The 26,658-nt window shown below is 64.9% G+C and carries 25 protein-coding genes; 10 read left to right on the top strand and 15 right to left on the bottom strand.

The features are described from left to right. Nucleotides 1-289: 289 nt before the first annotated feature. Nucleotides 290-1,903, bottom strand: a complete 1,614-nt coding sequence (gene xseA / locus SO140_RS26200; protein ID WP_449382832.1) for an exodeoxyribonuclease VII large subunit — start codon at nt 1,901-1,903, stop codon at nt 290-292. 139 nt (nt 1,904-2,042) lie between these two features. Between xseA and SO140_RS26195 the strand changes: the two genes are divergently transcribed. The 5 genes from SO140_RS26195 (at nt 2,043) to SO140_RS26175 (ending at nt 6,383) form a co-directional block, all read left to right on the top strand. Beyond that, the gene (locus tag SO140_RS26195; RefSeq protein ID WP_449382794.1) at nt 2,043-3,053 is read left to right on the top strand and encodes an alpha/beta hydrolase; all 1,011 of its coding nucleotides are present in this window, start codon (nt 2,043-2,045) and stop codon (nt 3,051-3,053) included. Further along, nucleotides 3,050-3,601: a hypothetical protein gene (locus tag SO140_RS26190; RefSeq protein WP_449382795.1), complete on the top strand. Its 552-nt coding sequence runs from the start codon at nt 3,050-3,052 to the stop codon at nt 3,599-3,601. The genes SO140_RS26195 and SO140_RS26190 overlap by 4 nt, the downstream gene beginning before the upstream one ends. A 4-nt stretch (nt 3,602-3,605) precedes the next feature. Further along, nucleotides 3,606-3,905 carry a winged helix-turn-helix domain-containing protein gene (locus SO140_RS26185; RefSeq protein ID WP_449382796.1) on the top strand — a complete coding sequence of 100 codons (300 nt, stop codon included), beginning with the start codon at nt 3,606-3,608 and terminating at the stop codon, nt 3,903-3,905. A gap of 140 nt (nt 3,906-4,045) precedes the next feature. Then, nucleotides 4,046-5,329, top strand: coding sequence for a phosphoribosylamine--glycine ligase (gene purD / locus SO140_RS26180; RefSeq protein WP_449382797.1), 1,284 nt, complete (start codon nt 4,046-4,048; stop codon nt 5,327-5,329). 151 nt (nt 5,330-5,480) lie between these two features. Then, on the top strand, nt 5,481-6,383 hold the full coding sequence (locus tag SO140_RS26175) for an alpha/beta fold hydrolase (RefSeq protein WP_449382798.1): 903 nt from the start codon (nt 5,481-5,483) through the stop codon (nt 6,381-6,383). Nucleotides 6,384-6,528: 145 nt separating this feature from the next. On the opposite strand, the gene SO140_RS26170 is transcribed toward SO140_RS26175, so the two are convergent. Further along, on the bottom strand, nt 6,529-6,987 hold the full coding sequence (locus SO140_RS26170; RefSeq protein ID WP_449382799.1) for a nucleoside deaminase: 459 nt from the start codon (nt 6,985-6,987) through the stop codon (nt 6,529-6,531). A 120-nt stretch (nt 6,988-7,107) separates the two neighbouring features. Between SO140_RS26170 and SO140_RS26165 the strand changes: the two genes are divergently transcribed. Together SO140_RS26165 and rsmD are read left to right on the top strand one after the other, a co-directional pair. Then, entirely contained in the window at nt 7,108-9,048 is a 1,941-nt protein-coding gene (locus SO140_RS26165) for a pseudouridine synthase (RefSeq protein WP_449382800.1), read from the top strand. Then, a complete protein-coding gene (rsmD, locus tag SO140_RS26160; protein ID WP_449382801.1) occupies nt 9,049-9,603 on the top strand; it encodes a 16S rRNA (guanine(966)-N(2))-methyltransferase RsmD in 555 nt (184 codons plus the stop codon). 111 nt (nt 9,604-9,714) lie between these two features. Here rsmD and mutL read toward each other — a convergent pair whose 3' ends face one another. Beyond that, entirely contained in the window at nt 9,715-11,526 is a 1,812-nt protein-coding gene (gene mutL / locus SO140_RS26155; RefSeq protein WP_474798301.1) for a DNA mismatch repair endonuclease MutL, read from the bottom strand. Between the two features lie 239 nt (nt 11,527-11,765). On the opposite strand from mutL, the gene SO140_RS26150 reads away from it, so the two are divergent. Beyond that, a complete protein-coding gene (locus SO140_RS26150; protein WP_449382803.1) occupies nt 11,766-12,083 on the top strand; it encodes a ribbon-helix-helix domain-containing protein in 318 nt (105 codons plus the stop codon). Between the two features lie 111 nt (nt 12,084-12,194). Here SO140_RS26150 and SO140_RS26145 read toward each other — a convergent pair whose 3' ends face one another. The 4 genes from SO140_RS26145 to SO140_RS26130 are packed head-to-tail and all read right to left on the bottom strand — an operon-like array spanning nt 12,195 to nt 15,153. Next, nucleotides 12,195-13,763 (bottom strand): GMC family oxidoreductase, encoded by a 1,569-nt coding sequence (locus SO140_RS26145; protein WP_449382804.1) that lies wholly within the window; start codon nt 13,761-13,763, stop codon nt 12,195-12,197. Nucleotides 13,764-13,794: 31 nt separating this feature from the next. Next, nucleotides 13,795-14,343: a gluconate 2-dehydrogenase subunit 3 family protein gene (locus SO140_RS26140; RefSeq protein WP_449382805.1), complete on the bottom strand. Its 549-nt coding sequence runs from the start codon at nt 14,341-14,343 to the stop codon at nt 13,795-13,797. Between the two features lie 28 nt (nt 14,344-14,371). Next, nucleotides 14,372-14,767 (bottom strand): VOC family protein, encoded by a 396-nt coding sequence (locus SO140_RS26135; protein ID WP_449382806.1) that lies wholly within the window; start codon nt 14,765-14,767, stop codon nt 14,372-14,374. Beyond that, nucleotides 14,767-15,153 carry a c-type cytochrome gene (locus tag SO140_RS26130; RefSeq protein ID WP_449382833.1) on the bottom strand — a complete coding sequence of 129 codons (387 nt, stop codon included), beginning with the start codon at nt 15,151-15,153 and terminating at the stop codon, nt 14,767-14,769. The genes SO140_RS26135 and SO140_RS26130 overlap by 1 nt, the downstream gene beginning before the upstream one ends. Nucleotides 15,154-15,463: 310 nt before the next feature. On the opposite strand from SO140_RS26130, the gene SO140_RS26125 reads away from it, so the two are divergent. Further along, nucleotides 15,464-15,769 (top strand): hypothetical protein, encoded by a 306-nt coding sequence (locus SO140_RS26125; RefSeq protein ID WP_449382807.1) that lies wholly within the window; start codon nt 15,464-15,466, stop codon nt 15,767-15,769. 58 nt (nt 15,770-15,827) lie between these two features. Here SO140_RS26125 and arfB read toward each other — a convergent pair whose 3' ends face one another. The 7 genes from arfB to SO140_RS26090 all read right to left on the bottom strand — a co-directional run bounded on the left by arfB (nt 15,828) and on the right by SO140_RS26090 (nt 25,020). Further along, nucleotides 15,828-16,244, bottom strand: a complete 417-nt coding sequence (gene arfB / locus SO140_RS26120) for an alternative ribosome rescue aminoacyl-tRNA hydrolase ArfB (RefSeq protein WP_449382808.1) — start codon at nt 16,242-16,244, stop codon at nt 15,828-15,830. Between the two features lie 116 nt (nt 16,245-16,360). Continuing rightward, nucleotides 16,361-17,728, bottom strand: a complete 1,368-nt coding sequence (locus tag SO140_RS26115) for a M16 family metallopeptidase (protein ID WP_449382809.1) — start codon at nt 17,726-17,728, stop codon at nt 16,361-16,363. Then, a complete protein-coding gene (locus SO140_RS26110; protein ID WP_474798305.1) occupies nt 17,725-19,116 on the bottom strand; it encodes a M16 family metallopeptidase in 1,392 nt (463 codons plus the stop codon). Before SO140_RS26110 ends, SO140_RS26115 begins: the two co-directional genes overlap by 4 nt. Nucleotides 19,117-19,310: 194 nt before the next feature. Continuing rightward, on the bottom strand, nt 19,311-20,048 hold the full coding sequence (locus SO140_RS26105) for a hypothetical protein (RefSeq protein ID WP_449382811.1): 738 nt from the start codon (nt 20,046-20,048) through the stop codon (nt 19,311-19,313). A 96-nt stretch (nt 20,049-20,144) separates the two neighbouring features. Beyond that, entirely contained in the window at nt 20,145-20,639 is a 495-nt protein-coding gene (gene lspA / locus SO140_RS26100) for a signal peptidase II (RefSeq protein ID WP_449382812.1), read from the bottom strand. A 209-nt stretch (nt 20,640-20,848) separates the two neighbouring features. Beyond that, nucleotides 20,849-23,848: an isoleucine--tRNA ligase gene (ileS, locus tag SO140_RS26095; RefSeq protein ID WP_449382813.1), complete on the bottom strand. Its 3,000-nt coding sequence runs from the start codon at nt 23,846-23,848 to the stop codon at nt 20,849-20,851. Nucleotides 23,849-24,048: 200 nt separating this feature from the next. Further along, entirely contained in the window at nt 24,049-25,020 is a 972-nt protein-coding gene (locus SO140_RS26090) for a bifunctional riboflavin kinase/FAD synthetase (protein ID WP_449382814.1), read from the bottom strand. Nucleotides 25,021-25,250: 230 nt separating this feature from the next. Here SO140_RS26090 and SO140_RS26085 point away from each other — a divergent pair, with 230 nt between their 5' ends. Further along, nucleotides 25,251-25,646 (top strand): response regulator, encoded by a 396-nt coding sequence (locus SO140_RS26085; RefSeq protein WP_008567674.1) that lies wholly within the window; start codon nt 25,251-25,253, stop codon nt 25,644-25,646. A gap of 154 nt (nt 25,647-25,800) precedes the next feature. Here the strand turns inward: SO140_RS26085 and SO140_RS26080 are convergent, their stop codons facing one another. After that, a complete protein-coding gene (locus tag SO140_RS26080; RefSeq protein ID WP_449382815.1) occupies nt 25,801-26,655 on the bottom strand; it encodes a TIGR01459 family HAD-type hydrolase in 855 nt (284 codons plus the stop codon). Nucleotides 26,656-26,658 lie beyond the last annotated feature (3 nt).

The following is a 26,658-nucleotide window of genomic DNA, read 5'->3' as shown; positions in this document are numbered from 1 at the left end:
CGAAGAGCTGGCCTGCAATCGAACAAAGAGCTGACCAACCACCTTGACACACCAACTCCCCATGTGAGCAATCCAGATTGTCACCGCGGAAAGACCCTGGATTGCTTCGCTGCGCTCGCAATGACGGGCTTGGGGCAAGTGCGCTCCACATTCTCGGCGTCATCGCCCGGCTCGACCGGGCGATCCAGTATTCCAGAGACGGTGACGAATACGGAGAGGCCGCGGCGTACTGGATTCCCCGCTTTCGCGGGGAATGACAGCTGAGCGTGCGGAAGCTCCGCCTGCAACTCTAAAACAAACTGCCCTGATCCACCGGCTTCGCCACGCGCTTTGGCGCCGGCTTCGCCTCGCGTGGTGCCGCCTTGGGCTGCGTGCGCGCCTCAGGCGCCGGCCGGTCCGCATCCGCGGTCGCGCCCACGCGTCCATCCGCGAACTCGATCTCGACGCGAGCACCCGGCCCGATCGCATCGGCGGCATGCACGGGATGTCCGGCCTCATCGCGCACCAGCGCAAAGCCGCGCGCGAGCACGCCGCGATAGGACAGCGCGGAGAGCAGTTTCCCGCTGTTCTCCACGCGCGCATCGAGCCGCTGCAACAGCGTCGTCAGTGCACGGCTTGCACGTTCGGACAGGCGGTGGGTGCGCTCGCGCTGCCGGGCGATCGCATTGCGCTGCGCCTGCGCGTTGGAGAGCTTGGAGGCGCGCAAGCGAACCTCGAGCCCGGCAAAGCGGTCGCGCCGCTGCCGGAGCAGCGAGCGCGCGGAGAGGCCGAGCCGTTCGCCGCACACCGTGAGCCGATGATCGGCCTGCGCGATCTGCCCGTGCAGCACCCGCAGCGTCAGGCGCGCACTGCTCGCGGCGAAACGGCGGAAATGCGCATGCGTATTGGCCTTGAGCCCGCGGGGCAGGGCGGCGCCCGCGGAATCCAGCCGCTGCCGCGGGATCGCCAGAAGATCACTCGCCGCCGGTAGGGCGCGTGCTGCGGCACGCAACTCATTGCGGCGGCTCTCCTGGCCGCGTTGCCAGCAGGCGCGGGTGCGGCGCGCGAGATCGGCGACCTCGACGAACAGATCGCTGCGCACCGGCACCGCCATCTCGGCTGCCGCCGTCGGCGTCGGTGCGCGCTTATCGGCGGCGAAATCGATCAGCGTGATGTCGGTCTCGTGGCCGACCGCCGAGATCAGCGGGATCATGCTCTCGGCGGCGGCGCGCACCACGATCTCCTCGTTGAACGACCAGAGATCCTCCAGCGAGCCGCCGCCGCGCGCGACGATCAGCACGTCGGGCCGCGGAATCTTGCCGCCTTCCGGCAGCGCGTTGAAGCCGCGGATCGCAGCCGCGATCTGCTCGGCCGAGCCTTCGCCCTGCACCTTCACCGGCCACACCAGCACGCGGCGGGGAAAGCGGTCCTCCAGGCGATGCAGGATGTCGCGGATGACGGCGCCGGTCGGCGATGTCACGACGCCGATCACCTCGGGCAGCCAGGGCAGCAGCTGCTTGCGCGCCTCGTCGAACAGGCCCTCGGCGGCAAGCTTCTTCTTGCGCTCCTCCATCAGCGCCATCAGCGCGCCGATGCCGGCCGGCTCCAGAGCCTCGATCACGATCTGGTATTTTGAGGAGCCCGGATAGGTGGTGAGCTTGCCGGTCGCAATGACCTCGAGCCCCTCCTGCGGCTTGAAGCGCATCCGGCCATGGACGCCCTTCCAGATCACAGCCTCGATCTTGGCGCTCTCGTCCTTGAGTGCGAAGTAGCAGTGCCCGGAGGAGTGCGCGCCGCGAAAACCGGAGATCTCGCCGCGGACGCGAACATGGCCATAGGTGTCCTCCACAGTCCGCTTCAGGGACAAAGAGAGCTCGGAGACGGTGAATTCGGGCGTGTTGAGCAAGGGTTCCGCTGGCGGCATCGGCAAACGATTCGGCATTTGGGGATCGAAACTCAAACTAGGGATTTTCGCCCGGAAGCGCCAATCGGAGACTTGATCGAAAGAGTACTCTGTAATATAGAGTTCTCTATTGGTGATAGAGCCAACGGGAGTTTGAGCCATGGCGATCCGGTTGCTGCGAGGTGCTTTGAGCCTGTTGAAGTGGGGCCTGTGTGGGGTTGGCGTCGTCGCGCTGCTGCTGACCGCGATGATCGCGAACCCCCTGGAGCGCCCGCCTGAAATGCGCTCAGTGTCGGACTCTGCCAAGGGTATTGACTGGTCCACGATGCCGGCACTTGAACGCTTCCAGGCTCGCGACGGCACCTGGCTGGGCTACCGGCATTACGTCCCGAAGGGGCAGGCGACCGGCCGCGGCGCGGTCTTCATTCACGGCTCCTCCGGCTCATCAGGCACGGTCAATCACGCGCTGACGGCGGCGCTTGCCGCGCGCGGGGTCGAGACCTGGGCGCTCGATATGCGCGGCCACGGTGGCTCGGGCACGCATGGCGATATCGGCCATGTCGGCCAGCTCGAGGACGATCTCGTCGATTTCGTCGCGCATGTCCGCAAGAGCGCGCCGGACTTGCCGCTGACCCTGATCGGCCATTCCGCCGGCGGCGGCTTCTCGCTGCGCGTCGCCGCGACGCCCATCATGCAGGACATGTTCGTGCGCACCGTGCTGCTCGCGCCTTATCTCGGTTACGACGCGCCGACCAACAAGCCGCATTCCGGTGGCTGGGCCAATGCCGACATCCCGCGCCTCTTCGGCCTCGCCGCACTCCGCAAGTTAGGCATCGATTGCTGTTCAGGGCTTCCGGTGCTCGCCTTCGCCGTGCCGCCGAATTACGAGAAGATCCTGGTCTCCACCTATTCTGACCGCCTCATGCGCAACTTCGCCACGCGCGGCTATCGCATCGACCTGCCCAATGTGACGCGCCCAATGACGATCTTCGGCGGCGCCGAGGACGAGATGATGATCTCGGACAATTATGCAGGCACCGTGCAGGCGATCAAGTCGTCCATCGACGTCAAGGTCCTCGAAGGCATCAACCACATGGGCATCGTCACCAATCCGAAGGCGGTCTCGGCGATCGCGGACGACGTGGCGACGCGTGGAGCGGGACAGTCATGATCGACAGCAAGCAGGCCTCCGAAGCGCTGGCCGAGATCGACGACATCGTCCAGCGCCTGCGGCAGTCACGGATCTACGATCTCGCCAGCCTGATGATGGTCCTCTGGGGTGGGCTTGTCTTCGCGGCGAACGTCGCAACCTACCTCTGGCCGCGTCAGGGCTATTACATCTGGTTCGCAGTCTATGTTTTCGGCATCGCCGGATCGTTTGCCGTCAGTGCCTCCAACCGCGCCAGGACAGGCGTCCGCAGCTTCGATGTCAGGACGTTCGTTGCCTTCCTGCTGCTCATCGCGTTCGGCTATTTTTGCGCGCTGGTGCTCGGGCACTTCACGCCACGCCAACAGGGCGCGTTCTGGACTATCTACTTTATGCTGTTCTACGCGCTGGCGGGCCTCTGGTTCGGCAACGCCTTCGTCGCGATCGGACTCGGTATCACCGCGCTGACGCTGATCGGCTATTTCTACATCGGCGAGGCCTTTCCGCTGTGGATGGCCTTCGTCAATGGTGGTGGCCTCATCCTCGGCGGCCTCTGGATGCGGCGGAGCTAGTGCCATGGCCGAGCTCGACGACATCATCCACCAGCCGCTGCGGCTCAAGATCATGGCGGCGCTGAACGCGCTGCCGGGGACGTCGGGTCTCGAATTCTCCCGGCTCAAGAAGCTGACCGGCGCCACCGACGGTAATTTGGGCGCGCATATCGAGACGCTGGCCAAGGCCGGCTACGTCTCGGTGGAGAAGGCGTTTGTCGGCAAAAAGCCGCAGACCACCGTCACCGCCACCGCTGCTGGCCGCGGCGCCTTCGCGCGGCATGTGGCGACGTTGCAGGAGATCATTGCGGGGAAGCAGGGCTAGCTGCGAGCCCTCTTCATCGTCATTTCGGGTTCGTCGCTTCGCGACGCCCCGGAATGACGGCGGTGTTGGAACGACCCCCTTGAGGCCAGCGCGGATTCGTGCGACCGACGCGGCCAGCACACCCCCGTTTTGAGACTTGCATGCACATTCTCCTGCTCGGTTCCGGCGGCCGCGAACATGCCCTCGCATGGAAGATCGCGGCGTCTCCTCTGGTCACCAAATTCTGGTGCGCACCGGGCAATGCCGGTATCGCGCGCGAGGCTGAATGCGTCGCGCTCGATATCGCCGACCATGCCGCCGTGATCAGCTTCTGCAAGACCAACGCTGTCGAGCTCGTCGTGGCTGGTCCGGAGACACCGCTCGCGGCTGGCATCGTCGATGACCTGACGACAGCCGGTATCAAGGCGTTCGGACCGAGCAAGGCGGCCGCCCAGCTCGAAAGCTCCAAGGGTTTCACCAAGGCGCTCTGCTCCGAGTTCGGCATTCCGACCGGCGCCTACAAGCGCTTCACCAATGCCAGGGAGGCGCTCGCCTACATTCATAGCCAGGGCGCGCCGATCGTGGTCAAGGCCGATGGCCTTGCCGCCGGCAAGGGCGTCGTGGTCGCCAAGACCATCCGCGAAGCCGAGGACGCCATCGCCATGATGTTCGACGGTGCCTTTGGCGAGGCCGGCACCGAGGTGGTGATCGAGGAATTCCTCCCGGGCCGCGAGATCAGCTTCTTTGCGCTGTGCGACGGCGAGACCGCCATTCCGCTCGCCTCTGCCCAGGACCACAAGCGCGTGTTCGACCACGACGTCGGCCCGAACACCGGTGGCATGGGCGCCTATTCGCCGACGCCGCTGGTCACGCCGGCGATCCACGACGCCATCATGGCCAAAATCATCCTGCCGACGGTCGCAGGCATGAAGCAGCGCGGCACACCGTTCCGCGGCGTGCTCTATGCAGGGATCATGCTGACGACCCAGGGCCCAAAGCTGTTCGAGTTCAATGTCCGCTTCGGCGATCCCGAGTGTCAGGTGCTGATGCTGCGCATGATGTCGGACCTCGTGCCGGCGCTGCTCGCCTCCTGCGACGGGCAACTCAGGAATTTTGATCTGCGCTGGTATCCGGAATCGGCGCTCACCGTCGTGATGGCGGCGAAGGGCTATCCCGGCGACTATCAGAAAGGCACGCGCATCGAAGGGCTCGACGAGGCCGCCAAGGTCGACACGGTCGAGATCTTCCATGCTGGCACGGTGGCGAAGGACGACGCGATCCTCGCCAATGGCGGCCGTGTGCTCAATGTCTGCGCGCTCGGCAAGACTGTCACCGAGGCGCAGGCGCGCGCCTACCAGGCGGTCGACCGCATCCGCTGGCCGGACGGCTTTTGCCGCCGTGACATCGGCTGGCAGGCAGTAGAGGCGGAGAAGGCCAAGATCTAACTGACGTTTTTCCGGAAAGCGCGCATCGGAAGCGCGCTTGCGGGCGATCGCCGTGCTACTTTGCATGGGGTTGTTTTCGACGTTTTGGGATGGGGGCACCGTGGCCGCTCGCTAAAGGTGGCCGGACAAGGCATTCGAGGGGATGGAACTCATGTCCGATTTCGCCGACCTCTACCCGGGCTTTGCCTCCGAATGGATCAACACCTCTTCGGGCCGCATCTTCGCCCGCGTCGGCGGCAAGGGGCCGCCGCTGCTGCTGCTGCACGGATTCTCCGAGACCCACGTGATGTGGCACCGCGTGGCGCCTGAGCTTGCCGACCGCTTCACGCTGATCATCGCCGACCTGCCGGGCTATGGCTGGTCGGACATGCCGGACAGCGATGCGCAGCATACGCCCTACAGCAAGCGCGCGATGGCGAAGAGCATGGTCGAGGCTATGGAGCAGCTCGGCCACGTGCATTTCGCGCTCGCCGGTCACGACCGCGGCGGGCGCGTGTCCTATCGCCTCGCGCTCGATCATCCCGGCCGGCTGTCGCGGCTCGCCGTGCTCGATATCCTGCCGACCTATGATTACTGGGAGCGGATGAACCGGCAGTATGCGCTGAAGATCTATCACTGGACCTTCCTGGCGCAGCCCGCACCGCTGCCGGAGACGCTGATTGCGAGCAATGGCGAGTTCTTCCTGCGCTTCAAGATGGCGAGCCAGACCAAATCGAAGACGCTGGACGCGATCGACAGGCGCGCGCTCGAGCATTATCTCGCCCCGTTCCGCGACCCCGCCCGCATCCATGCGATGTGCGAGGACTATCGCGCCGGCGCCTATTTCGACTACGAGCTCGACAAGGTGGATGTTGCGGCCGGCAAGAAGATCACGATCCCGATGCTCGCGCTCTGGGGCAACGCCGGTGTCGCCCAGGCCGCCGCCACGCCGCTCGACACCTGGAAGCAATGGGCGACGAATGTTCAGAGCATGCCGGTGGATTCCGGGCACTTTCTCACGGAGGAAAATCCCGACGTGACCGCGAAGGCGCTGCGCGAGTTTTTCTCGGCTTGACCCACACTGTCACCACAAATTCAACTGTCATCGCCCGGCTTGACCGGGCGATCCAGTACGCCGAGACGGCTGTAGTTCAATCGACAGGTCGCGGCGTACTGGATTCCCCGCTTTCGCGGGGAATGACGGCGGTGTGCGTGGCAAGTTACCGCCGCTCGCGAAAGAACTCGCGCAGGAGCCGCGCGGCCTCGCTCTCGCCGACCGCGGAGTAGACTTCGGGCGTGTGATGGCAGGTCGGGGCGGCGAAGAACCGCACCCCCGACTCGACCGCGCCGCCCTTGGGGTCGGCCGCGCCGTAATAGAGCCGCCTGACCCTTGCAAAGGAGATCGCGCCCGCACACATGGTGCAGGGTTCGAGCGTCACGTAGAGGTCGCAATCGACCAGCCGCTCGCTGCCGATCTTCCTGGCAGCTTCGCGCAGCGCGATGATCTCGGCATGGGCCGTGGGGTCATGATCGGTCAGCGTTCTGTTGGCGGCGGTCGCGATGACCTCGTAATTGCGCACCACGACGCATCCTATCGGAACTTCGCCCGATTTTCCGGCATTTTCGGCCGTTTTGAGCGCCAAATCCATGAAAGAAGGGGCTTTCATGCCTCGTATCATCGCCAGAAACCTGCTACTAGCTCCGCCTTCAGCAAGAGTGGATACCGATTTTGCCTGAGCATGCGGCTCCGAACGAGCGCGCATAATGCTCATCGCGCCACCCCCTAAGTGAGATTATTCATGCCTCGCGACAGCGACAAAGACAACGATTCCCGCGGCCGGCGTGAACGAGGCCCGTCCAAGGGCCGCACCGGCAAGCCGCGCGGCCCCGAGAAGAAGTTCGCCAAGCGCGGCTTTGCCGGCAAGGGCGATCGCGATGAGCGCCCGTCTCGCGGCGACCGCGACAGCCGCCCGTTCCGCCGCCGCGAGGATGGTGATGCACCGCGTCGCGACTATGGCGACCGGCCGCGCTTCAAGCGCGACGACCGCGGTCGCGAGGACCGCGGCGAGCGCAGCTTCAAGCCAAAGGGCGAACGCCCGTTCAAGTCAAATGGCGACCGCCCGTTCAAGCCGCGCGGGGACCGTCCGCAGTTCGCTTCTGACGAGCGCGCGCCGCGCGGCGAGCGGTCCGAGCGGCGGTTCGACGACAGGAAGTTTTCGCGCGGCGGCTCCGACCGGCCACGCAAGGACTTTGGCCGCGATCGTGACTTCGAAGGAAAGGAGCGCAAGCGCGACTTCGGCGATCGCAAGCGCAGCTTCGATGACCGGCCGCGGGATCGTGACGACCGCGGCGATTCGAAGCCGTGGCAGAAGCGCGACGGCGGGCCGCGCGGCGATCGTCCACGCAAGTCATTCGGCAAGGATTTTGGCGACCGTGATCGCGGCGACGAAAAGCCGTGGCGTCAGCGCGACGACCGGCGAGAGGGTGGCCGTGGCGAAGATCGTCCGCGTTTCCAGCGCTCGCGCGAGGAACGCTTTGGCGACGACCGTCCGAAGTTCGGCCGGCCGCGCGACAAGCGGCCGGAGGGCCGCATGGACTGGCAAGAGCATCCGCGCAGCGAAGGCCGCTTCCGCGATCGGCCGCGCCGCGACAATGAGGACGACAGTCAGATATTCACCAGGCGTCCCGCCTTCGGGGGCCGCGGCGCCTATCGCGAGCGCGATCGTGATTTCGATCGGCGGCCCCGTCGTGAGGAAGAACCCAAGCCCAAGAAGGCCGGCGAGCGCATCGCCAAGGTGCTGGCCCGCGCTGGCCTGGCCTCGCGGCGCGATGCCGAGGAAATGGTTACGCAGGGCCGCGTCACCGTCAACGGACGCGTCATCAACTCGCCGGCGCTCGACGTTACGCAGAATGACGTCGTTGCCGTCGACGGCAAGCCGTTGCCGCCGCGCGAGCGCACGCGGCTGTTCCTCTATCACAAGCCGCGCGGGCTGATGACGACGCATGACGACCCCGAGGGGCGTCCGACCGTGTTCGACAACCTGCCGGAAGGCCTGCCAAGGCTGATCAGCGTCGGCCGGCTCGACTTCAACACCGAAGGACTGTTGCTGCTCACCAACGATGGCGGCCTCGCGCGCACGCTGGAATTGCCCGACACCGGCTGGCTGCGCCGCTACCGCGTGCGCGCCCATGGCGAGATCACGCAGGCCCAGCTCGACGCCTTGAAGAACGGCATCGAGGTCGAGGGCGTCAAATACGGCCCGATCGACGCGACGCTCGAGCGCGATCAGGGCGCCAATGTCTGGCTGGTGTTCGCAATCCGCGAAGGCAAGAACCGCGAGGTCCGCAACGTCTGCGCCCATCTCGGGCTCGAGGTGAACCGGCTGATCCGCGTGTCCTATGGTCCGTTCCAGCTCGGCGAGATCCCCGAAGGCCAGGTCGACGAGATCAAGTCGCGCGTGCTGCGCGAGCAGCTTGGCGACAAGGTGATCGAGAGGTCGGGTGCGCAGTTCGACGTGCCCTCGAATTCCGCCTCTCGCGACGACGATGCTCCACGCGAGAAGAAGCCGACGAAGCGCGCCGTGATCAACGACCGCAAGGGCCGCCGTGTGCTGGTGCAGCGCACCGGCAGCGAGGAGGCACGCGAGCGCAACGAGATGGAAGCAGGCGGCTATGGCCCGCCGCGCCGTCCCAAGCGCGGCTATCACGGCAAGCGTGATCTCAGGCCGAAAGACGAGTAAATGCGCGTCGTCGGCGGACGATTGAAGGGGCGCAATCTCGCCTCGCCGTCCTCGCGCGACATCCGTCCCACGGCGGATCGTTTGCGCGAGTCCGTATTCAACATCCTCGTGCACGCCTACGACGATCCGATTGAAGGCGCGCGCGTGCTCGATCTTTTCGCCGGCACCGGCGCGCTCGGCATCGAGGCGGCCTCGCGCGGCGCGAAATTTACGCTGTTCGTCGACAACGGCGCTGAGGCGCGCGCGCTGCTGCGCAACAATGTCGAGGCGCTGGGCCTCGGCGGCGTGACGAAGGTCTATCGTCGCGACGCGACGGACCTTGGACCTGCGCATCCGGTCGAGCCGTTCTCGCTGGTGTTTCTCGATCCACCCTATGGCAAGGGGCTGGCTGAGAAGGCGATTGCCTCATTGCGTGATGGCGGCTGGCTGACGGCGGACGCTGTCCTCGTCGTTGAAGAAGCGAAGGCCGCGCAATTCGCCGCGCCTGAAGGCTTCGAGGAGCTCGAGCGGCGCGCTTACGATGACACGGAGTTCGTGTTTTTGAAGCGGCCATAGCTTCGCTGTCGTAGGGTGAACAAAGCGAAGCGTGCCCACCGCTTCTATCGCTATCATGGAAAGATGGTGGGCACGGCGCGCTGCGCCTTTGCCCACCCTACGACATCGGGATCACCTTCGCCCGAACAGCTTCTCGACATCGGCGAGCTTCAGCTCGACATATGTCGGCCGGCCGTGATTGCACTGGCCAGAGTTTGGTGTCTCCTCCATCTCGCGGAGCAATGCGTTCATTTCCTCTGGCTTGAGCCTGCGGCCGGCGCGCACCGAGCCGTGGCAGGCCATGGTGGCGGCGACGTGCATGAGGCGGCGCTCCAGCGGCAGCGCCTCGTCCCACTCGGCCATGTGCTCGGACAGATCACGCAACAGGCCACCTGCATCGGTCTTGCCGAGCAGCGACGGCGTCTCCCGCACCGCGACGGCGCCGGGGCCGAAGGATTCGATTGCGAGACCGAACGAACCCAGTTCGTCGCTGCGCGCAAGCAGCCGTTCCACCGTCGCCTCGTCCATCTCGACGATCTCGGGGATCAAGAGAATCTGCCGCTGCACGCCGTTCCTCGCCAGCGATGCCTTCAACCGTTCATAGACGATGCGCTCATGGGCAGCATGCTGGTCGACGATGATGAGGCCGTCGCGGGTCTGCGACACGATGTAGGTTTCGTGGATCTGCGTGCGCGCAGCGCCGAGCGGGCGATCAATGAGATCGCCGGCGGGCTGCGTCTCGATTCGCACATCGGCGGTCGGCGCGCCGACGTCGAAGGCGGCCTGCAGACGCTCCGCGAAAGCGGGCGCAGCGCTGCCCTCGAAGGACGGCAGCGGTGCCGTCGGAGCGGATGGCGACTGCCGCCAGTCCCAATTGCCGCGGCGCGGCGTGAACGCGGGGCGGAATGACGACAGCGCGCTGCCGCCGCTGTTGGCGGCGGTGCGTCGTCCCTCGCGCGCAAGACCTTCCTTCAATCCATGCACGATCAGCGCGCGCACGAGCCCGGCATTGCGGAAGCGCACTTCGGTCTTGGCCGGATGCACGTTGGCATCGACCTCGCGCGGCTCGAGCGTGACGAACAGCGCCAGCACCGGATGGCGGTCGCGCGGCAGATAGTCGGAATAGGCCGCGCGCACCGCCCCTAAGATCAGCTTGTCGCGCACCGGGCGGCCGTTGACGAAGAGATATTGCCCGAGCGCATTCGCCTTTGTCAGCGCGGGGGCTGCCGCGTAACCTGCGACGACGACGCCGTCGCGTTCGGCATGAACCTCGATCGCGTGGCTGCGGAATTCCGCTCCCAAAATATCGCCAAGCCGCGTCAGCCGGCCGGCAGCGCCGGGCAGGGCAGCGGCCCAGGTGACCGGCGCGCGCTCCTCGCCTGCGAGCGTGAAGGCGACGTCGGGCCGCGCCATCGCCAGCCGCCGCACCACCTCGCGGATCGCCTCCGCCTCGGTGCGGTCGGTCTTCAGAAATTTCAGCCGCGCCGGCGTGGCATAGAAGAGATCGTTGACCTCGACGCGCGTGCCGTGTGCAAGCGCTGCCGGCATGATCTCGGACTTCTCGCCGCCTTCGACTGACAGCGCCCAGGCATGGGGCTCACTGGCGTGGCGCGTGGTGATGGAGAGCCGCGCAACCGAGCCGATCGAGGGCAGCGCCTCGCCGCGGAACCCGAGCGTGCGGATTTGCAGGAGGTCCTCGTCGTCGAGCTTCGAGGTGGCGTGGCGTTCGATTGCGAGCGACAAGTCCCTCGCCGTCATGCCGCTGCCGTCGTCGGTGATGCCGATCCGCCGCCGCCCGCCGCCATCGGTGAAGACGTCGATGCGGCTCGCGCCGGCATCGATCGCGTTCTCGACGAGCTCCTTGACCACGCTAGCCGGACGCTCGACCACCTCGCCGGCGGCGATGCGGTTGACGACTTGCTCTGGAAGCTGACGGACGGGCATGGGCTCGGACTTGGATTCGCTTGGACCGCTATCTTAAGCCGTGTTGCGTCAAAAGCATGTGTTGAGCAACGCCTATGTGGCGGGCTGGGGAAGAGGGCGGTCTATCACATTGAAGACATTGGACGTTCGAAAAAAATCGCGTGCCGGCAATGGGCCCGTCCCCTCCGTCGGTCCTGATTGTGAGCCGTGGAGTGCGGGTGTAGCATCGTGAAAAAACGGCAACAGGACGGGAGGACGCCATGTGCCATTTGTTCGCGCATCAGCCCCAACGCGACTATGAGTCCCAGACCCGCTCGCTCAGGATCGGCGGGCATTGCACCTCGATCCGGCTGGAAATGGCGTTCTGGGACACGCTGGAGGAGATCGCGGCCAAGGAGAGCATGAGCCTCGGCAAGTTCCTGACGACGCTCTACAACGAAGTCCTCGACCATCATGGCGAGGTCAACAATTTCGCCTCGCTGCTGCGCTGTTCCTGCCTGATCTACCGCTCCAAGAACGTCGTCCAGGTGCAGGAGTTCAAGGGTGCCGTCGCGCCTATTCTCGATGCGGCTGAATAGCTGCTCAGCGCGTCTGTCACCGCATTCTCGATGTCGTCGTGGCGCCAGGACCCATACCGCGCAATCCATCAGTGACGGGCGGTATGAGTCCCGAACGACGAGTATTGGACCTCAGATTTCCTTCTTCTGCATCGCGCCGGCGATGTAGTCCGCCTGGCGGATCGCGAGCGCGACGATGGTCAGCGTCGGGTTGCAGGCCGCGCCGCTGGTGAACTGGCTGCCGTCCGAGACGAACAGATTCTTGACGTCGTGGGTCTGACCGAACTTGTTGACCACGCCATCCCGCGGCTTCTCGCTCATCCGGTTGGTGCCGAGATTGTGGGTGCTCGGATAGGGCGGTGTCGGATAGGTCACGGTGGCGCCGACGGCGTCGTAGACCGCCGCACCCTGCTTATAGGCGTGGGCACGCATCGCGACATCGTTGGGATGATCGTCGAAATGCACACTTGCGACCGACATTCCGAACTTGTCCTTCACGGTCGGATCGAGCGTGATGCGGTTGGTCTCCTGCGGCATGTCCTCGCCGACCAGCCACATGCCGGCCATGCGCGGATAGCCGTCGAGCGCAGCGGTGAACGGCCGCCCCCAGGCGCCGGGATTGAGGAACGCCGCCATGAAGGGCAGGCCGATCGACAGCGTCTCCATCTCGTAGCCTCCGACGAAGCCGCGCTTCGGATTGTTGGCCGCCTCGTCGCGGATGATGCCGGCCATGGTCGTGCCGCGATACATGTGCACCGACTTCTCGAACACCGCATAGACGCTGCCCGTCATGTGGCGCATGTAATTGCGACCGACCTGTCCGCTCGAGTTGGCAAGGCCGTCCGTGAATGTGTTCGAGGCACTGTTGAGCAGCAGCCTCGGGCTTTCGATCGAATTGCCGGCGACCGCAACGATGCGGGCCTTCTGGCGCTGCATCGCGCCGGTCTCGTCGGCGTAGACGACGCCGGTCACCTTGCCGCTCGCATCATGCTCGATCTTGATCGCCATGCTGTTGGGCCGGACCTCGAGATTGCCGGTCGCCTCGCCCTTCGGGATCTCGGTGTAGAGCGTCGACCATTTCGCGCCGGACTTGCAGCCCTGGAAGCAGAAGCCGATCTGCTGGCACGATCCGCGGCCATCGCGTGGCTGGCTGTTGATCGCCATATTGCCGGTGTGCACGGTCTTGTAGCCGAGCTTCTTGGCGCCGGCCTCGAGCACCTTGAAATTGTTATTGCCGGGAAGTCCGGGAATGCCGTTGGTGCGGGTTACGCCCATCTTGTCCTCGGCCTTGGCGTACCACGGCTCCATCTCCGCGAGCGTGACCGGCCAGTCGAGCAGGTTCGCACCGGGAATGTTGCCGTAGGTGCTCTTCACCCTGAACTCGTGCTCGTCGAAGCGCAGCGACGCGCCGGCCCAGTGCACCGTGGAGCCGCCGACTGCCTTGACGATCCAGGCGGGAAGATTCGGGAAGTCCTTGGCGACGCGCCAGGTCCCCGACGTGGTGCGCGCGTCCGACCAGGCGAGCTGGGAAAAGCTGTCCCACTCGTCGTTGATGAAGTCCTGATTCTCGATGCGCGGACCGGCTTCGAGAATGACGACCTTGACGCCCTTCTGCGCGAGCTCGTTGCCCAGCGTGCCGCCTCCGGCACCGGAGCCGACGATCACCACAACGCCATTGTCGTTCAGATCGAATTTTGCCATATGCGTTTCTCCTGAACCGTTGGGGTGCGACTTAAGCTTTCGAGAGCCAGTCGATGTCGGCAAAGCCGCGGTTGATGTAGCCGCCGTGTTCGGCGGATGAGCCCTCGTAGCCGAACCGCGGCCAGACCTCTTTCTGGTTGTAGAGCGACACGATGAGATCGCCGCGCACCTTCTGGAAGAAGTCGCTCTGCTCGATCTCCTTCAGCAGCACCACGCGGTCGGCTTCCCAGGGCACCTCGGCATAGGGTGCCTTATGGCGGTCCCGCGCGTTCTGATCGAGCCTGGCGATGCCGTCGCTGATGAGGGCTTTGACCGCGGGATCCTTGGCCGCCTTGCCGTCCCACGGCTTGATTGCTGTGATGTAGTAGCTGTCGCCGAGAACGTCGTGCGGATAGATGTCGCGCGCAACCTTCAACAGCGTCTTCATCGTCGCCGGCTCCAGCGCGCTGGCGTCGTCGGCCCACGCGTTTTCGATGCTCACGCCGACGCTGGTCGCCGCGGCCACGACCGGAACGGCCGTTGCCGCGCCCTGAAGGAAGACGCGGCGACTATGCTTGCTTCGACGATCGACTTCTCTCATGGGATTCCTCCGTGATTTTGTGCTTTAATTAGTTGAAACGCCCGCCCCGTTGGATCACCTCGATCTTGTAGCCATCGGGATCACTGACGAAGAAGAAGCGCGCCAGCGTCTTGCCGTCATGCTTGAAGTCGCGCAGCGGTCCGGGTGCCAGCTTCTCGCGCTCGAAACGAGCGTGTTCGGCGTCGAGATCCTCGACCACCACGGCGAGATGTCCGTAGCCATCGCCGAGCGCGTACGGCTCCTCGCGATCGAAATTGACCGTCAGCTCGACCTCGAAAGGTGAGGATGGATGACGCAGATAGATCAGGGCGAAGTCCGGAAATTTCAGATGGTCGGCGATTTCGAGGCCGAAGGCGCGCTTGTAGAAGTCGAGCGAGCGTGCCTCGTCGATCACGCGGATCATGGAATGAACCGGCTTCGCCATCAGTTCAGCTCCTTCAGATAAGCGATGATGGCGGCGCGCGTCTCGGGCTTGGCCTGCCGATAGGCCATGACGACACCGGGAATGACGGCCTGCGGATTGGCCAGCCAGGCATCGAGCCGGGCCTCGTCCCACACAAAGTCCGCCTTCGCGAGCCCTTGCGAATAGTGAAACCCTTCAGCCTTGCCGGCCAGTCGTCCGACGATCTTGACCAGTGGCGGGCCTTGCCGCATTGGTTCCGACAGGTTCGTCGTGTGGCACACCGCGCATTGCTGCTTGAAGAGCGTTGCGCCATCCGGCGGCTTTGCAGCCGGCAACGGCATTTGCGCATCGGCGACCCGCACCATCAGCACCACTGCGGTGCACAACCCCACCACGACTGCGCGCATCGCCAAGAACCCGCCCATTCACATCAACGTCAGCGTGCGCAAACTCTAGGCGGCGCCAAGCATGCAGTGGTAGTAGCGGGCTGTTTCGTCGCAAGAGGACATGCTCGCGGTTTGCGTGTGTTCCGCGCTGCCGCATATGAGGAACACAATTCCGCGAAACCGCCCAGAAATCCCTAAACGATGACCACACGACGCGGATTGCATGACGGTTCGCGCCGTTCGAACTCTCTAGGCGATGAAATGGTCCGGCACATGCGAGCGGCGCGGGGAGCAGCCGAATCGTTCATCGCGAAAAATCCAGGAGAAATGGATGAAGTTGGTGAAGACCTCTGTGATCGCATGCGCTCTTTCGGCCCTCATTGCCGCGCCGGTTTTCGCGCAAGGTGCGTCATCCGGCGTCAAGACGGGCACCGTGCAAAGCAAACCTATGCAGGGCGCCGCGCCGGCCAGCGAGGACGAAGAACTCGGCGCACAGCAGGGAGCCGCGGGCGAGCAAACGGGCATGAAGTCGACCAAGGGAACGAAGGGCACGGTCGGCACCACGGGCAGCGCAGTGCGCAAGGGAACGGTCAACGATTCCGCTTCGGGCACTGCTGCCAGCGGCAAGCGCTACTAACGCCGGAACGACATGCAGCAAACCTCCGGTCGCTCTGCGCCCGGAGGTTTTTTGTCGCTCAATCGTCGAAGCGTCCGCCGCGGCCGGCCTTGATGTTGCTGCGGCGCTTCTTGCCATCGAGCCGGCGCTGCTTGGAGGCAAAGGTCGGCCGCGTCGCGCGCCGTGGCGTCGGCCGCACCATGGCTTCCTTGAGCATTTCGAGCAGGCGGTCGATCGCATCCTGGCGGTTGCGCTCCTGGGTGCGAAAACGCTGCGCCTGGATCACGATGACGCCGTCCTTGGTCATGCGCTGGCCGGCGAGGCGCGCAAGGCGCAGGGCAGCGTCCTCCGGCAAGGTCAGCTTGCGCGTGTCGAAGCGAAGCTGCGCCGAGGTCGCGACCTTGTTGACGTTCTGCCCGCCCGGGCCGGAGGCGCGCACGAAACCGATCTCGATGTCGTCTTCGTCGATGACGAGATCGCGGGAAATCCGCAGCATGGTGCACCATTCGTGATGCCTCGACCTATCGCGGGCACCCTCATTTGGCAATGCTGCATCATGGAAAATGCGAATGGCCGGGGCAAGCCCGGCCATTCCATGCGAAGATCGCAGGGTCAGTTCGACTTCGGCGCGGTCGCTGCGGCGGGCTGCGCGGCCGCCTGGGGCGCGCGGCCGACGATGACGGTCAGAAGACCCTGGCCCCACAGCCGCTTGGCGGCCCGCTTGGCATCATCCAGTGTCACGGCATCGACGATGGCATTGCGCTTCTCGATGTAGTCGATCGGCAGCTTGTCCTGCTGATATTGCAGCAGCGCCTGGGCGAGCTTGGAGGAGGTGTCGAGCGCCAGCATCTGCGAGCCCTTGAGGTAGGACTTGGCCTCGTCGAGCTCCTTCTGCGTCGGCCCCTCCTCGGCGATGCGGCGCACCTCCTTCTCGATGGCGTCAATGGTGTCGCCGGCGCGGTCGGCGCGCGTGCCGGTGTTGCCGATGAACACGGCCGAGTGCTCCATCCACAACAGCGATTCAAACACCGAATAGGCGAGCCCGCGCTTCTCGCGTACCTCGCGATAGAGCCGGGAGGACAATCCGCCGCCGCCCAGGATGTGGTTGACGACGTAGGCGGCCATGAAGTTCGGATCGCTGCGCTTCACGCCCGGGCCGCCGAAGGTGATCACGGTCTGCGGCACGTCGAGTGGCACGAAGGCGCGCTGCGGCGGCGCGGCTGGCTCGACGTCGGCGACCGGGGTGAGGTTCGCCTTGGCCGGCAGGCTGCCAAAGGTCTTGTCGAGCAGCTTGCCGAGCGTTGCCGGGTCGACGTCGCCGACGACGGCGACCTTCAGCGTGTCCCTGGCGAGGATGCGGCCGACATAGTCCTTCATGTCGGCAACCGTGATGGTCGGCACGCTCTCCAGCGTGCCGCTGGTCTGCCGCCCGTAGGGATGATCGCCGTAGGCGATCTCCAGGAACTTGCGGCTGGCGAGCGCGGTCGGATTGGTGGTGTCGCGGCGCAGGCCCGAGATGACCTGCGAACGGATGCGCTCGACGTCGGCGGTGTCGAAGTGCGGCGAGGTCAGCGCCATCCGCAACAGGTCGAAAGCCTCATCCTTGTTGTCGCGGAGCATGCGCAGGCTGCCGCGGAACGTGTCGCGGCTGGCGTTGAAGGAGAGCTCGATGGCGCGGCGGTCGAGCCGCTCGTGGAAGGTCTTGGAATCGAGATCGCCGGAGCCTTCGTCGAGGAGGTCGCCGACGAGGTTGGCGACGCCCGGCTTGTCCTTGGGGTCCTGCGACGCACCGCCAGCAAAGGAATACTCCATGGCGATCAGCGGCACCGTCGCGTCCTGCACGAACCAGGCTTCGATACCGCCTGGCGAGGTCAAGTGCTGGATCTTGGCCGCGGCCTGCGACGGCGAGATGGACGCCAAAGAGAGCGTCACCGAGGTGACGACGGAGAGCGCGATGCCACGAAGGAAGGGATAGGTCACGAACGCTTCTCCTCGCGCTTGGCGGTGGTGGTGTCCTTGATCAGGTAGCCGGTGACCGAGCGCTTCTTCTCGAGCCACTTTTGCGCGGCGGCGCGCACCTGTTCGGCGGTGACGGCGCGGATGCGATCCGGCCAGCTGCGGATGTCCTCGATGGACAGACCCGTGGTCAGCGCGCCGCCATACCAGCGCGCCAGCACCGCCTGATTGTCCTGGGCGTAGATCGCCTCGGCAATGAGCTGGGTCTTGACCCGCTCGAGATCCTCAGGCCGGATCGGGTTCTGCACGATGTCGGCGATCACGCCGTCGATCACCTGCTCGACCTCAGCGAAGCTGACGCCCTGTCTGGGCGAGGCCGAGATCGCGAACTGGCTCGGGTCGAGCGAGGTGCTCGAATAGCTGGCGCTGGCCGAGACCGCGAGCGGTTTGTCGACGACGAGCGCGCGGTAGAGGTAGGAGTTGCTGCCGCTGCCCATCAGTTGCGCAAGCACGTCGAGCGCAGCGCTCTCGCCGGCCGCCGCCGTGGTTGCCGACGGCACGAGGTAATAGCGGCGCACGCCGGGCTGCTCGACGCGCGGATCGGACAGCGTGACGGTGCGCGGGGCGGCCGGCTCCGGCTCCTGCGGACGGATGCGTTGTGCGGGGATCGCGGGCTGTGCCGGGATCGGGCCGAAATTGCGCTCGACCAGCGGGCGCACGTCGGCGACCTCGACGTCGCCGGCGATCACCAGGATCGCGTTGTTCGGCGCATAGAAGCGGCGGTAGAACGCCAGCGCATCCTCGCGATTGAGCTTCTCGATCTCCTGGTGCCAGCCGATCACTGGCCGGCCGTAGGGATGGTTGAGATAGAGCGCGGCCAAGACCTGCTCGTTCAGCCGCGCCTCGGGACTGTTGGCAACACGCATGTTGTATTCCTCGAGCACGACGTCGCGCTCGGGCAGCACGTTCTCGTCCTTGAGCACGAGCCCGGTCATGCGATCGGCTTCGAACTCCATCATGGTCGGTAGCTGCTCGCGCGGAACGCGCTGATAGTAGTTGGTGTAGTCGACGGAGGTGGAGGCGTTCTCGTTGCCGCCGACGCGCAGCACGGTTTGAGAGAATTCGCCGACCGGATGTTTCTCCGTGCCCTTGAACATCAGGTGCTCGAGGAAATGGGCGAGCCCCGATTTGCCGGGCGTCTCGTCGGCCGAGCCGACCTTGTACCAGATCATCTCCGTGACCACGGGCGTGCGGTGGTCGGGAATCACCACGACCTGGAGGCCGTTGCCGAGCGTGAAGCTGCTGGGTGGTGCGGATGTTACCGTTGTCTGGGCAAATGCCCCGCCGGTTGAAAGAGCACAAGTCGAAAGCAACGCGGCGAGGAGGCAGGCAGCCGATCGGTATGAGGACATCACAATCCTTGTGAAAGCCCGGACCCAAATGCCCGGGTGCAAAGCACGGCATGCTACACCGTGCGACCTAGCGCTTTGCGTCACGAAGCAGAGAACGCCGTCATCGTGAAGTTAAAGATAAGTCATGTGCCGCATCCGGCCTACACCGGACGATTGCGGCAGTTCCTCACGAGCACGAAAAGGCGGTAAGAGCGCTATTGCTCTTTTTCCTTGCCGCTTTGCACGTCGTAATACGTCTTCTTGGTTTTGTCCGGTCCCCCGGAACCATAGGCGTAATTCGGCGAGGGCGTCTGGTAACCGGCGGGCGGCTCGGTCAGGGATCCCCGCGGCGGCTCAGACTTGAATTCCGCGGTTTCGTTGCTGCTGCCCTTGAAGAGTTTGAACAGGCCGCCGGTGTAGCCGAGCTGGGCCGGACTCAGGGTCGGATTGTTCTGACTGGGCTGGCCCGGTTCGTTGCTGGTGGTACGGGTGGGGCCGTTCGTCTTGGCCGCATTCATCTCGGCTGGCGTCAGCGGTCGGGCGGCTTCCCACGGCTGCTGGAATTTGGTGCCGGATTTCTTTCTTGCGGCAGCAAGCTCCTTGCGGCGCTTTTCGTCGGGGTCCTTGGGCCAGTTCGGCGCGCTCGCATCGGCCGACGACGCTGGCGGCGGCAGGTCGAGCTTGGGCGGGACCACCAGCGGCGAACGCTCGCGGTATTCGATGCCGGGCTTCTCCAAGCTGCGGCCGCCCTGAGCGCCAAGGCCGGTCATCAGGTTGTCGATGAGCTTTTCCTCGAACGTCCGGTCGTCTTCCTCGTCGTCATCGCCGGCGCGGGCTGCGCCGGCCGTCATCACGAGACCAATGCCGAGTGCGACGGCAGTGAGCTTCAGCGAGCGCAACAGCCCGTGCCTCGGGCTTCGCATCATCCAACCTTTCGGCTCGCTTTCGCGCATCGCTGTACCTGTTCTGTTTCGTAATCGATCGCCGCGCGCAGCGCGGGCCTGCCCTCGCAAGCAAGGTTCCACCGTCCGGGCCCGTATCGGCCGGGATCAGGGCGCTTTTGCGGCGGGTACCCCCAGGAAGGAATCATACAATAGGGCCGCCACCCCAGCAACGATGGCCACGTCCGCGAGGTTAAACACGTACCAATTGTAGGTATTTCCGGCGATTTCGATGTGAAACAGCGCGAAATCGAACACTGCGCCATAGGCCAGACGATCGATGGCATTGCCGATGGCGCCGCCGATAATCAGCCCAAGTGCCACCGTTGCCAGTCGGGTCTGCGCGCGGGTCATCCACACCGCCAGCAGAACCACCGCGACGGCCTTGACTGCCATCAGCGCGATCTGCCCGGCCGCGGCTTCGGTCTGCAGCCAGCCATAGCTGATGCCCTTGTTCCAGGCCGGCATGAGGTCGAAGAACGACGTCAACCTCAGCCCGCCGCGGCGGTCGAGGTCGAACACGTCGAGCAGCCAGAGTTTCGAGGCCTGGTCCAGCACGAGCGAAATCACGGCGGACAGAATGCCGGCGCGGAGAGGGGTCATGGCAAAGCAGCCGCCACGTTCTCCGCCGTCGTCCTGGCGAAAGCCAGGACCCCCGCGCGAGCGCCTTGGGCTCGTCGCGATAACCCCGGGCGGCGGTTGGTGAAAAGACTAGGGGCCATCGACCTTGGTTCGCATCTGACAGCGGTGGTAATGGGTCCTGGCTCCAGTGCGCAATTGCGCACAAGGCCAGGACGACGGTGAGACCTAAACTAGATGCTTATCCCCAACGCCTTCCACTCGCGCAGGGCCTTGGCATCGCGCGGGGTGACGTCGGGATAGTCCGCGTCCTCGCCGACTGTCGGCAGGATCTTCCAGGAGCGGGCGCATTTGGTGCCGACCGCCTTCTCGACCACGACCGCAACGCCGGGAACGGCATCGAGACGGAACGCAGCCGTCGGCGCCTCGCCCTCGCGCACCTCGTAATTCGAGGTGATGCAGACCTCGGCGATATCGACGTCGAACAGCGTCATCTGCGTGTTTCGGTCAGCGATATAGATCACCGGTGATGCTTCGAGCGACGAGCCGATATTCTTGGCCGCGCGCTCGAGCTCCAGCGCGCCGGTGACGACGCGGCGCACGTTGCGGATGGTCTCCCACTTCGCGGCGAGCTCGTCGTCGCGGAAGTTTTCGAGACCTTCGGGGAACAGCGTCAGATGCACCGAGGGCTCGGCGTCCGGCCGGTACATGCGCCATGCCTCCTCGGCGGTGAAGCTCAGGACCGGCGCCAGCCATTTCAGGATCGCGTTGCAGAGCGTATCGATCGTGGTCAGCGCCGCCTTGCGCGTGAGCGATGAGGGTGGATCGCAATAGAGCGTATCCTTGCGGATGTCGAAATAGAACGCCGACAGCTCGCTGTTCAGGAACGCCGACAGCGTCGCGACCACACTCTTGAAGTCGAAGGCTTCATAGGCCTTGCGGATCACATCAGCGCGGACCGCGAGCTCGTGCAGCATCAGCCGCTCGAGCTCGGGCATATCGGCCGGCGCGACCGCGTCGGCTGGCTTGTAGTGATGCAGCGTGCCGAGCATCCAGCGGATGGTATTGCGCAGCTTGCGGTAGGTTTCGACCGTGTTCTTGAGGATCTCCGGACCGATGCGCTGGTCGTCGGTGTAGTCGCAGGACGCTACCCAGAGCCGGAGGATGTCGGCGCCGGACTCCTTGATGACGGCCTGCGGCTCGATCGTGTTGCCGAGTGACTTCGACATCTTGCGGCCGTCCTCGGCCTGGGTGAAGCCGTGAGTCAGCACGATATCGTAGGGCGCGCGTCCGCGGGTGCCGCAGCTCTCGAGCAGCGAGGAGTGGAACCAGCCGCGATGCTGGTCCGAGCCCTCGAGATACATCACCGTGTCCGTGCCGCCGTCGACCTTGCGCGTGATGCCGGCAAGGCCCGGGAAGTGCACGGGATCTTCCAGCACGAAGGCATGCGTCGAGCCTGAATCGAACCAGACATCGAGGATGTCGTCGACCTTCTTCCAGTCCTCATTGGCACGGCTCCCGAGGAAACGCTCGCGGGCGCCGTCCATGTACCACGCATCCGCGCCTTCCTTCTCGAAGGCGTCGCCGATGCGCGTGTTGACGGCCTCGTCCTGAAGAATCTCGGCCGAGCCGTCTCCCTTCTCGCGGACGAACACCGCGATCGGCACGCCCCAGGCGCGCTGGCGCGAGATCACCCAGTCGGGGCGCGCCTCGATCATGCCGTTGATGCGGTTCTCGCCCGACGGCGGCACCCATTGCGTCACCGAGATCGCGTGCAGCGCGCGGGCGCGCAGCGTGTCGCCGGACTTCGCGTTGCCGCCGGTCGCGATGTCCTTATCCATCGCGATGAACCATTGCGGCGTGTTGCGGAAGATCACCGGCTTCTTGGAGCGCCAGGAATGCGGATATTGATGCTTGAGCCGGCCGCGCGCGAGCAGCTTGCCGGCGTCAACCAGCGCCTTGATCACGGCGTCGTTGGCGTCACCCTTCTCGCCCTTGTCGTTGATGACGCGCTTGCCGGTAAAGCCCGGCGCATGGTCGGTGTAGGCGCCGTTCTCGTCGACGGTGTAGGGGATCGCGGTCGGGATGCCGCGCGCATCCAGCTCGCGCGTGTTCGCCGTCCAGACGTCAAAGTCCTCGCGGCCGTGGCTCGGCGCCGTGTGCACGAAGCCGGTGCCGGTGTCGTCGGTGACGTGATCGCCGGGCAAGAGCGGCACGGTGAATTCGTAGCCGCCGCCAAGCCCCTTCAACGGGTGGGCGCACTCGATCGCGTCCATCGTGTCGCCAGGGATGTCGCGGACTTTCTTGAAGGCGGTCACGCGCGCCTGCTTGAACACTTCATCCGCGAGTGCGTCCCCAAGGATCAGGTGGTCGCCAGTCTTGGCCCAATTGCCGGCGGGCGCGTCCGTGACCTCAAAGAGGCCGTAGGCGATCTTCGGCGAGAACGAGATGGCGCGGTTGCCGGGCAACGTCCAGGGCGTGGTGGTCCAGATCACGACGCTTGCGGAGGCGAGCGCGCCATGCGCGGGCGAGGCGACCGGGAATTTCACCCACACCATGTCCGAGGTGTAGTCCTCATACTCGACCTCGGCCTCCGCAAGCGCGGTCTTCTCGACCACACTCCACATCACCGGCTTGGAGCCGCGATAGAGCGTGCCGTTGGCGGCGAACTTCATCAATTCACGCGCGATCTGGGCTTCCGCCGGATAGCTCATGGTGGCGTAGGGGTGGGCCCAGTCGCCGATCACGCCGAGACGCTTGAATTCTTCGCGCTGCACGTTGAGCCAGTGCGTCGCATAGGCGCGGCATTCTTTGCGGAAGTCGACCATCGCCGCCGAGTCGCGAAAATCGGGCTTCTGCTTGCCCTTCTTGCGATAATGCTCCTCCTCGACCTTCCACTCGATCGGCAGGCCGTGGCAGTCCCAGCCGGGCACGTAGTTGGAATCGAACCCGAGCATCTGCTCGCTCTTGGTGACGAGATCCTTGAGGATCTTGTTCAGCGCCGTGCCGATGTGGATGTTGCCGTTGGCATAGGGCGGGCCGTCATGCAGCACGAACTTGTCGCGGCCCTTCGCGGTCTCGCGCAGCTTCTCGTAGAGGCCGATCTCGTACCAGCGCTTGAGGATCTCCGGCTCGCGCTGCGGCAGGCCGGCGCGCATCGGGAATTCCGTCTGCGGCAGGAACAGGGTTTTTGAATAGTCTTTGGCTTCGGACTTTTGCGGCTTTTCGGACATGAATGATCTGGCTCGGAAGGGCGCGGAGGAATGCGATCACGATCGCGGGGTGAAACGACGAAATCCCGGTCTTGCGCCGAGCCAAAGCTCAGACGGAAGCCGGGCCGCTAATCCCTATGATGCGCCGCGCAAACATGGGCTCTCCATAGCAGCCGGGCGGCCAAATCGCAAAGGGCCGGGATGGGCCCCGTTTTGGGGCCTCAGTCGATGCTTCCCAGCTCCGGGAAGGCGTCGGGGGCGGCCGCCAGCAGGGCCCTCGCGCGGGCAGAGTCCTCGTCCATCTGGCGGATCAGTGGCTCGATTCCGTCGAACTTCAGTTCCTCGCGAATGAAGCCGACGAACGCGCAATCGAGCTCTTGCCCGTAGAGGTCGCCCTTGAAGTCGAACAGGAAGATTTCCAGCAGCGGCGCGCCATTATCGAATGTCGGACGCCGGCCGAAGCTTGCGACCCCCTCCAGCCGCTCGGCCCCGCGACCGACCCGGACCGCGTAGATGCCGTGCTTGAGGGCGCAATTGGCGTCGAGGCGGATATTGGCGGTGGGATAGCCGAGGTCGCGGCCGCGCTTCTCGCCGTGGATGACCTTGCCGGTCACGAACCAGGGCGCGCCCAGCATGGTCGTGGCCTCAATGAGCTGGCCTTCGGCGAGCGCGGTGCGGATCGCGCTGGAGGAGACCGGCCGCTCGTCGATATCGACATGCGGCTGGACGTCGACCTCGATACCGAGCCGGGGCGCCTCATTGACCAGCAGGCTCGGCGAGCCGACCCGGCCCTTGCCGAAATGAAAGTCGTAGCCGACCGCGATCCCGCTGACCCCGAGCCGCCCGATCAGGTCATGGTGAATGAAATCCTGTGCTGATGTCCCGGCGCGGGTCTTGTCGAAGGTCATGACCACGGCCCCGGCAAGCCCGGTGCCGGCCAGGAGCCGCAGCTTGGCTCGCTCATCCGTGAGGCGGAATTGCGGGGTATTGGGGCTGAAAAACCGTCGCGGATGCGGCTCGAACGTCAGCGCCAATGCCGGCCGGTTGTGCGTCCGGCCCATCTCCAGCGCAGCCGCAATCACCGCCCGATGGCCGAGATGAACGCCGTCGAAATTGCCCATGGCGACCACGGCCCCCCTTGGAATTGCATGAACCGGCGTGGAATCGCGGATAACAGTAAAATGCGGAGCCATCAGGGGAATTCTCTGGGGCAGGCGGATCGGCCCGGGACCGTGACGTGACGCGCCAGGCGAAGTCAAGCGGGGGATGCGGCCGCATTGCACGACATTTCGGGGCTCTCCGGCGATAGCCGATTAACGCGCTGTTTAACGCCTTGGTGCTAGTCCTTTGACATGGAACTGTGGGGCGTCGGGCCTGGCAGTTCGATCGTTAATATTTTCCTGTTGCGTTTGGGGGAGTCGAGATGGCGGTTGATTTGTCGATGCCGGTTCTGGTGGTGGATGACTACAGCACCATGATCCGCATCATTCGGAATCTGCTGAAGCAGCTTGGCTTCGAGAATATCGACGACGCCAGCGACGGCTCGGCGGCGCTGAACAAGATGCGCGGCAAGAAGTACGGGCTCGTGATTTCCGACTGGAACATGGAGCCGATGACGGGCTACGACCTCCTGCGCGAAGTGCGGGCCGATCCCAACCTCGCCACCACGCCTTTCATCATGATCACGGCGGAATCCAAGACCGAGAACGTGATCGCGGCCAAGAAGGCCGGCGTGAACAACTATATCGTCAAGCCGTTCAACGCGGCGACGCTGAAGACCAAGATCGAAGCGGTCTTCCCGGACATGGCCAGCGCGTAGGGCGCGCTACGAACTATCAGGTGAATTCGCAGGCCCGGGCTCGCCCGGGCCTTTGCTTTGGGCACCGTCATTCCGGGGCGATGCGTAGCATCGAGCCCGGAATCTCGAGATTCCGGGTTCGCCCTTCAGGCGCCCCGGAATGACGGTCATGCATTTACCACTTCAATTCGCGCATCAGCGCCTTCGGCGGATGGCCAAACAGCTCCAGCACCGATGCCGGATCGAGCTGGTCGAGGCCCTCGAACTCCTCGGAATGGATACCGCGGGTGACGAACAGGCAGTCGATGCCGAACTCGCGCGCGCCCGTCAAGTCGGTGCGCACGGAATCGCCGATCGCCAAGACCTTCTTGCGATCGATCTGGTGGCCCTGGCGCTCGCCGGCGAGCGCCATCGCGCGCTCGTAGATCGGCCGGTGCGGCTTGCCGTAGAAGATCACCTCGCCGCCGAGTTCGCGGTAGAGCTCGGCGATGGCGCCGGCGCAATAGATCAGCCGGTCGCCGCGCTCGACGACAATATCGGGGTTGGCGCAGACCAGCACGAGCTTGCGCTCGCGCGCCTTCAGCATCATGCCCCGATAATCCTCCGCCGACTCGGTCTCGTCATCATAGAGGCCGGTGCAGACGATGTAGTCGGCGTCCTCCAGTGGCGCGAGCACCGCGTCGAGCCCGCGATGGATCGAGCTGTCGCGCTCGGGGCCAAGCCAGAACAATTTTCGGCCGGGATGATCGGCGACATAGAGCCGCGTCAGATCGCCCGAGGAGACGATGGCGTCATAGGTCTCGTCGGCAACGCCGAGCTTGCGCAACTGTCGCTGCACCGAATCCGCTGGTCGAGGCGCGTTGGTGATCAGGACGACCGTACCGCCCTGCTGCCGGAAATTGTGCAGCGCCTCGCAGGCTTCGGGAAAGGACTCGAGCCCATTATGGACCACGCCCCAGATGTCGCTGAGGACGACGTCAACGCCCACGACGAGCTCGCGAAGGCTCTCGACGAAATGCAGCGTGGTCATGAC

Source organism: Bradyrhizobium sp. UFLA05-108 (assembly GCF_059803455.1).
The sequence above is the reverse complement of the archived record's forward strand: the minus strand, read 5'-3'. Positions and strand labels throughout refer to the sequence as shown.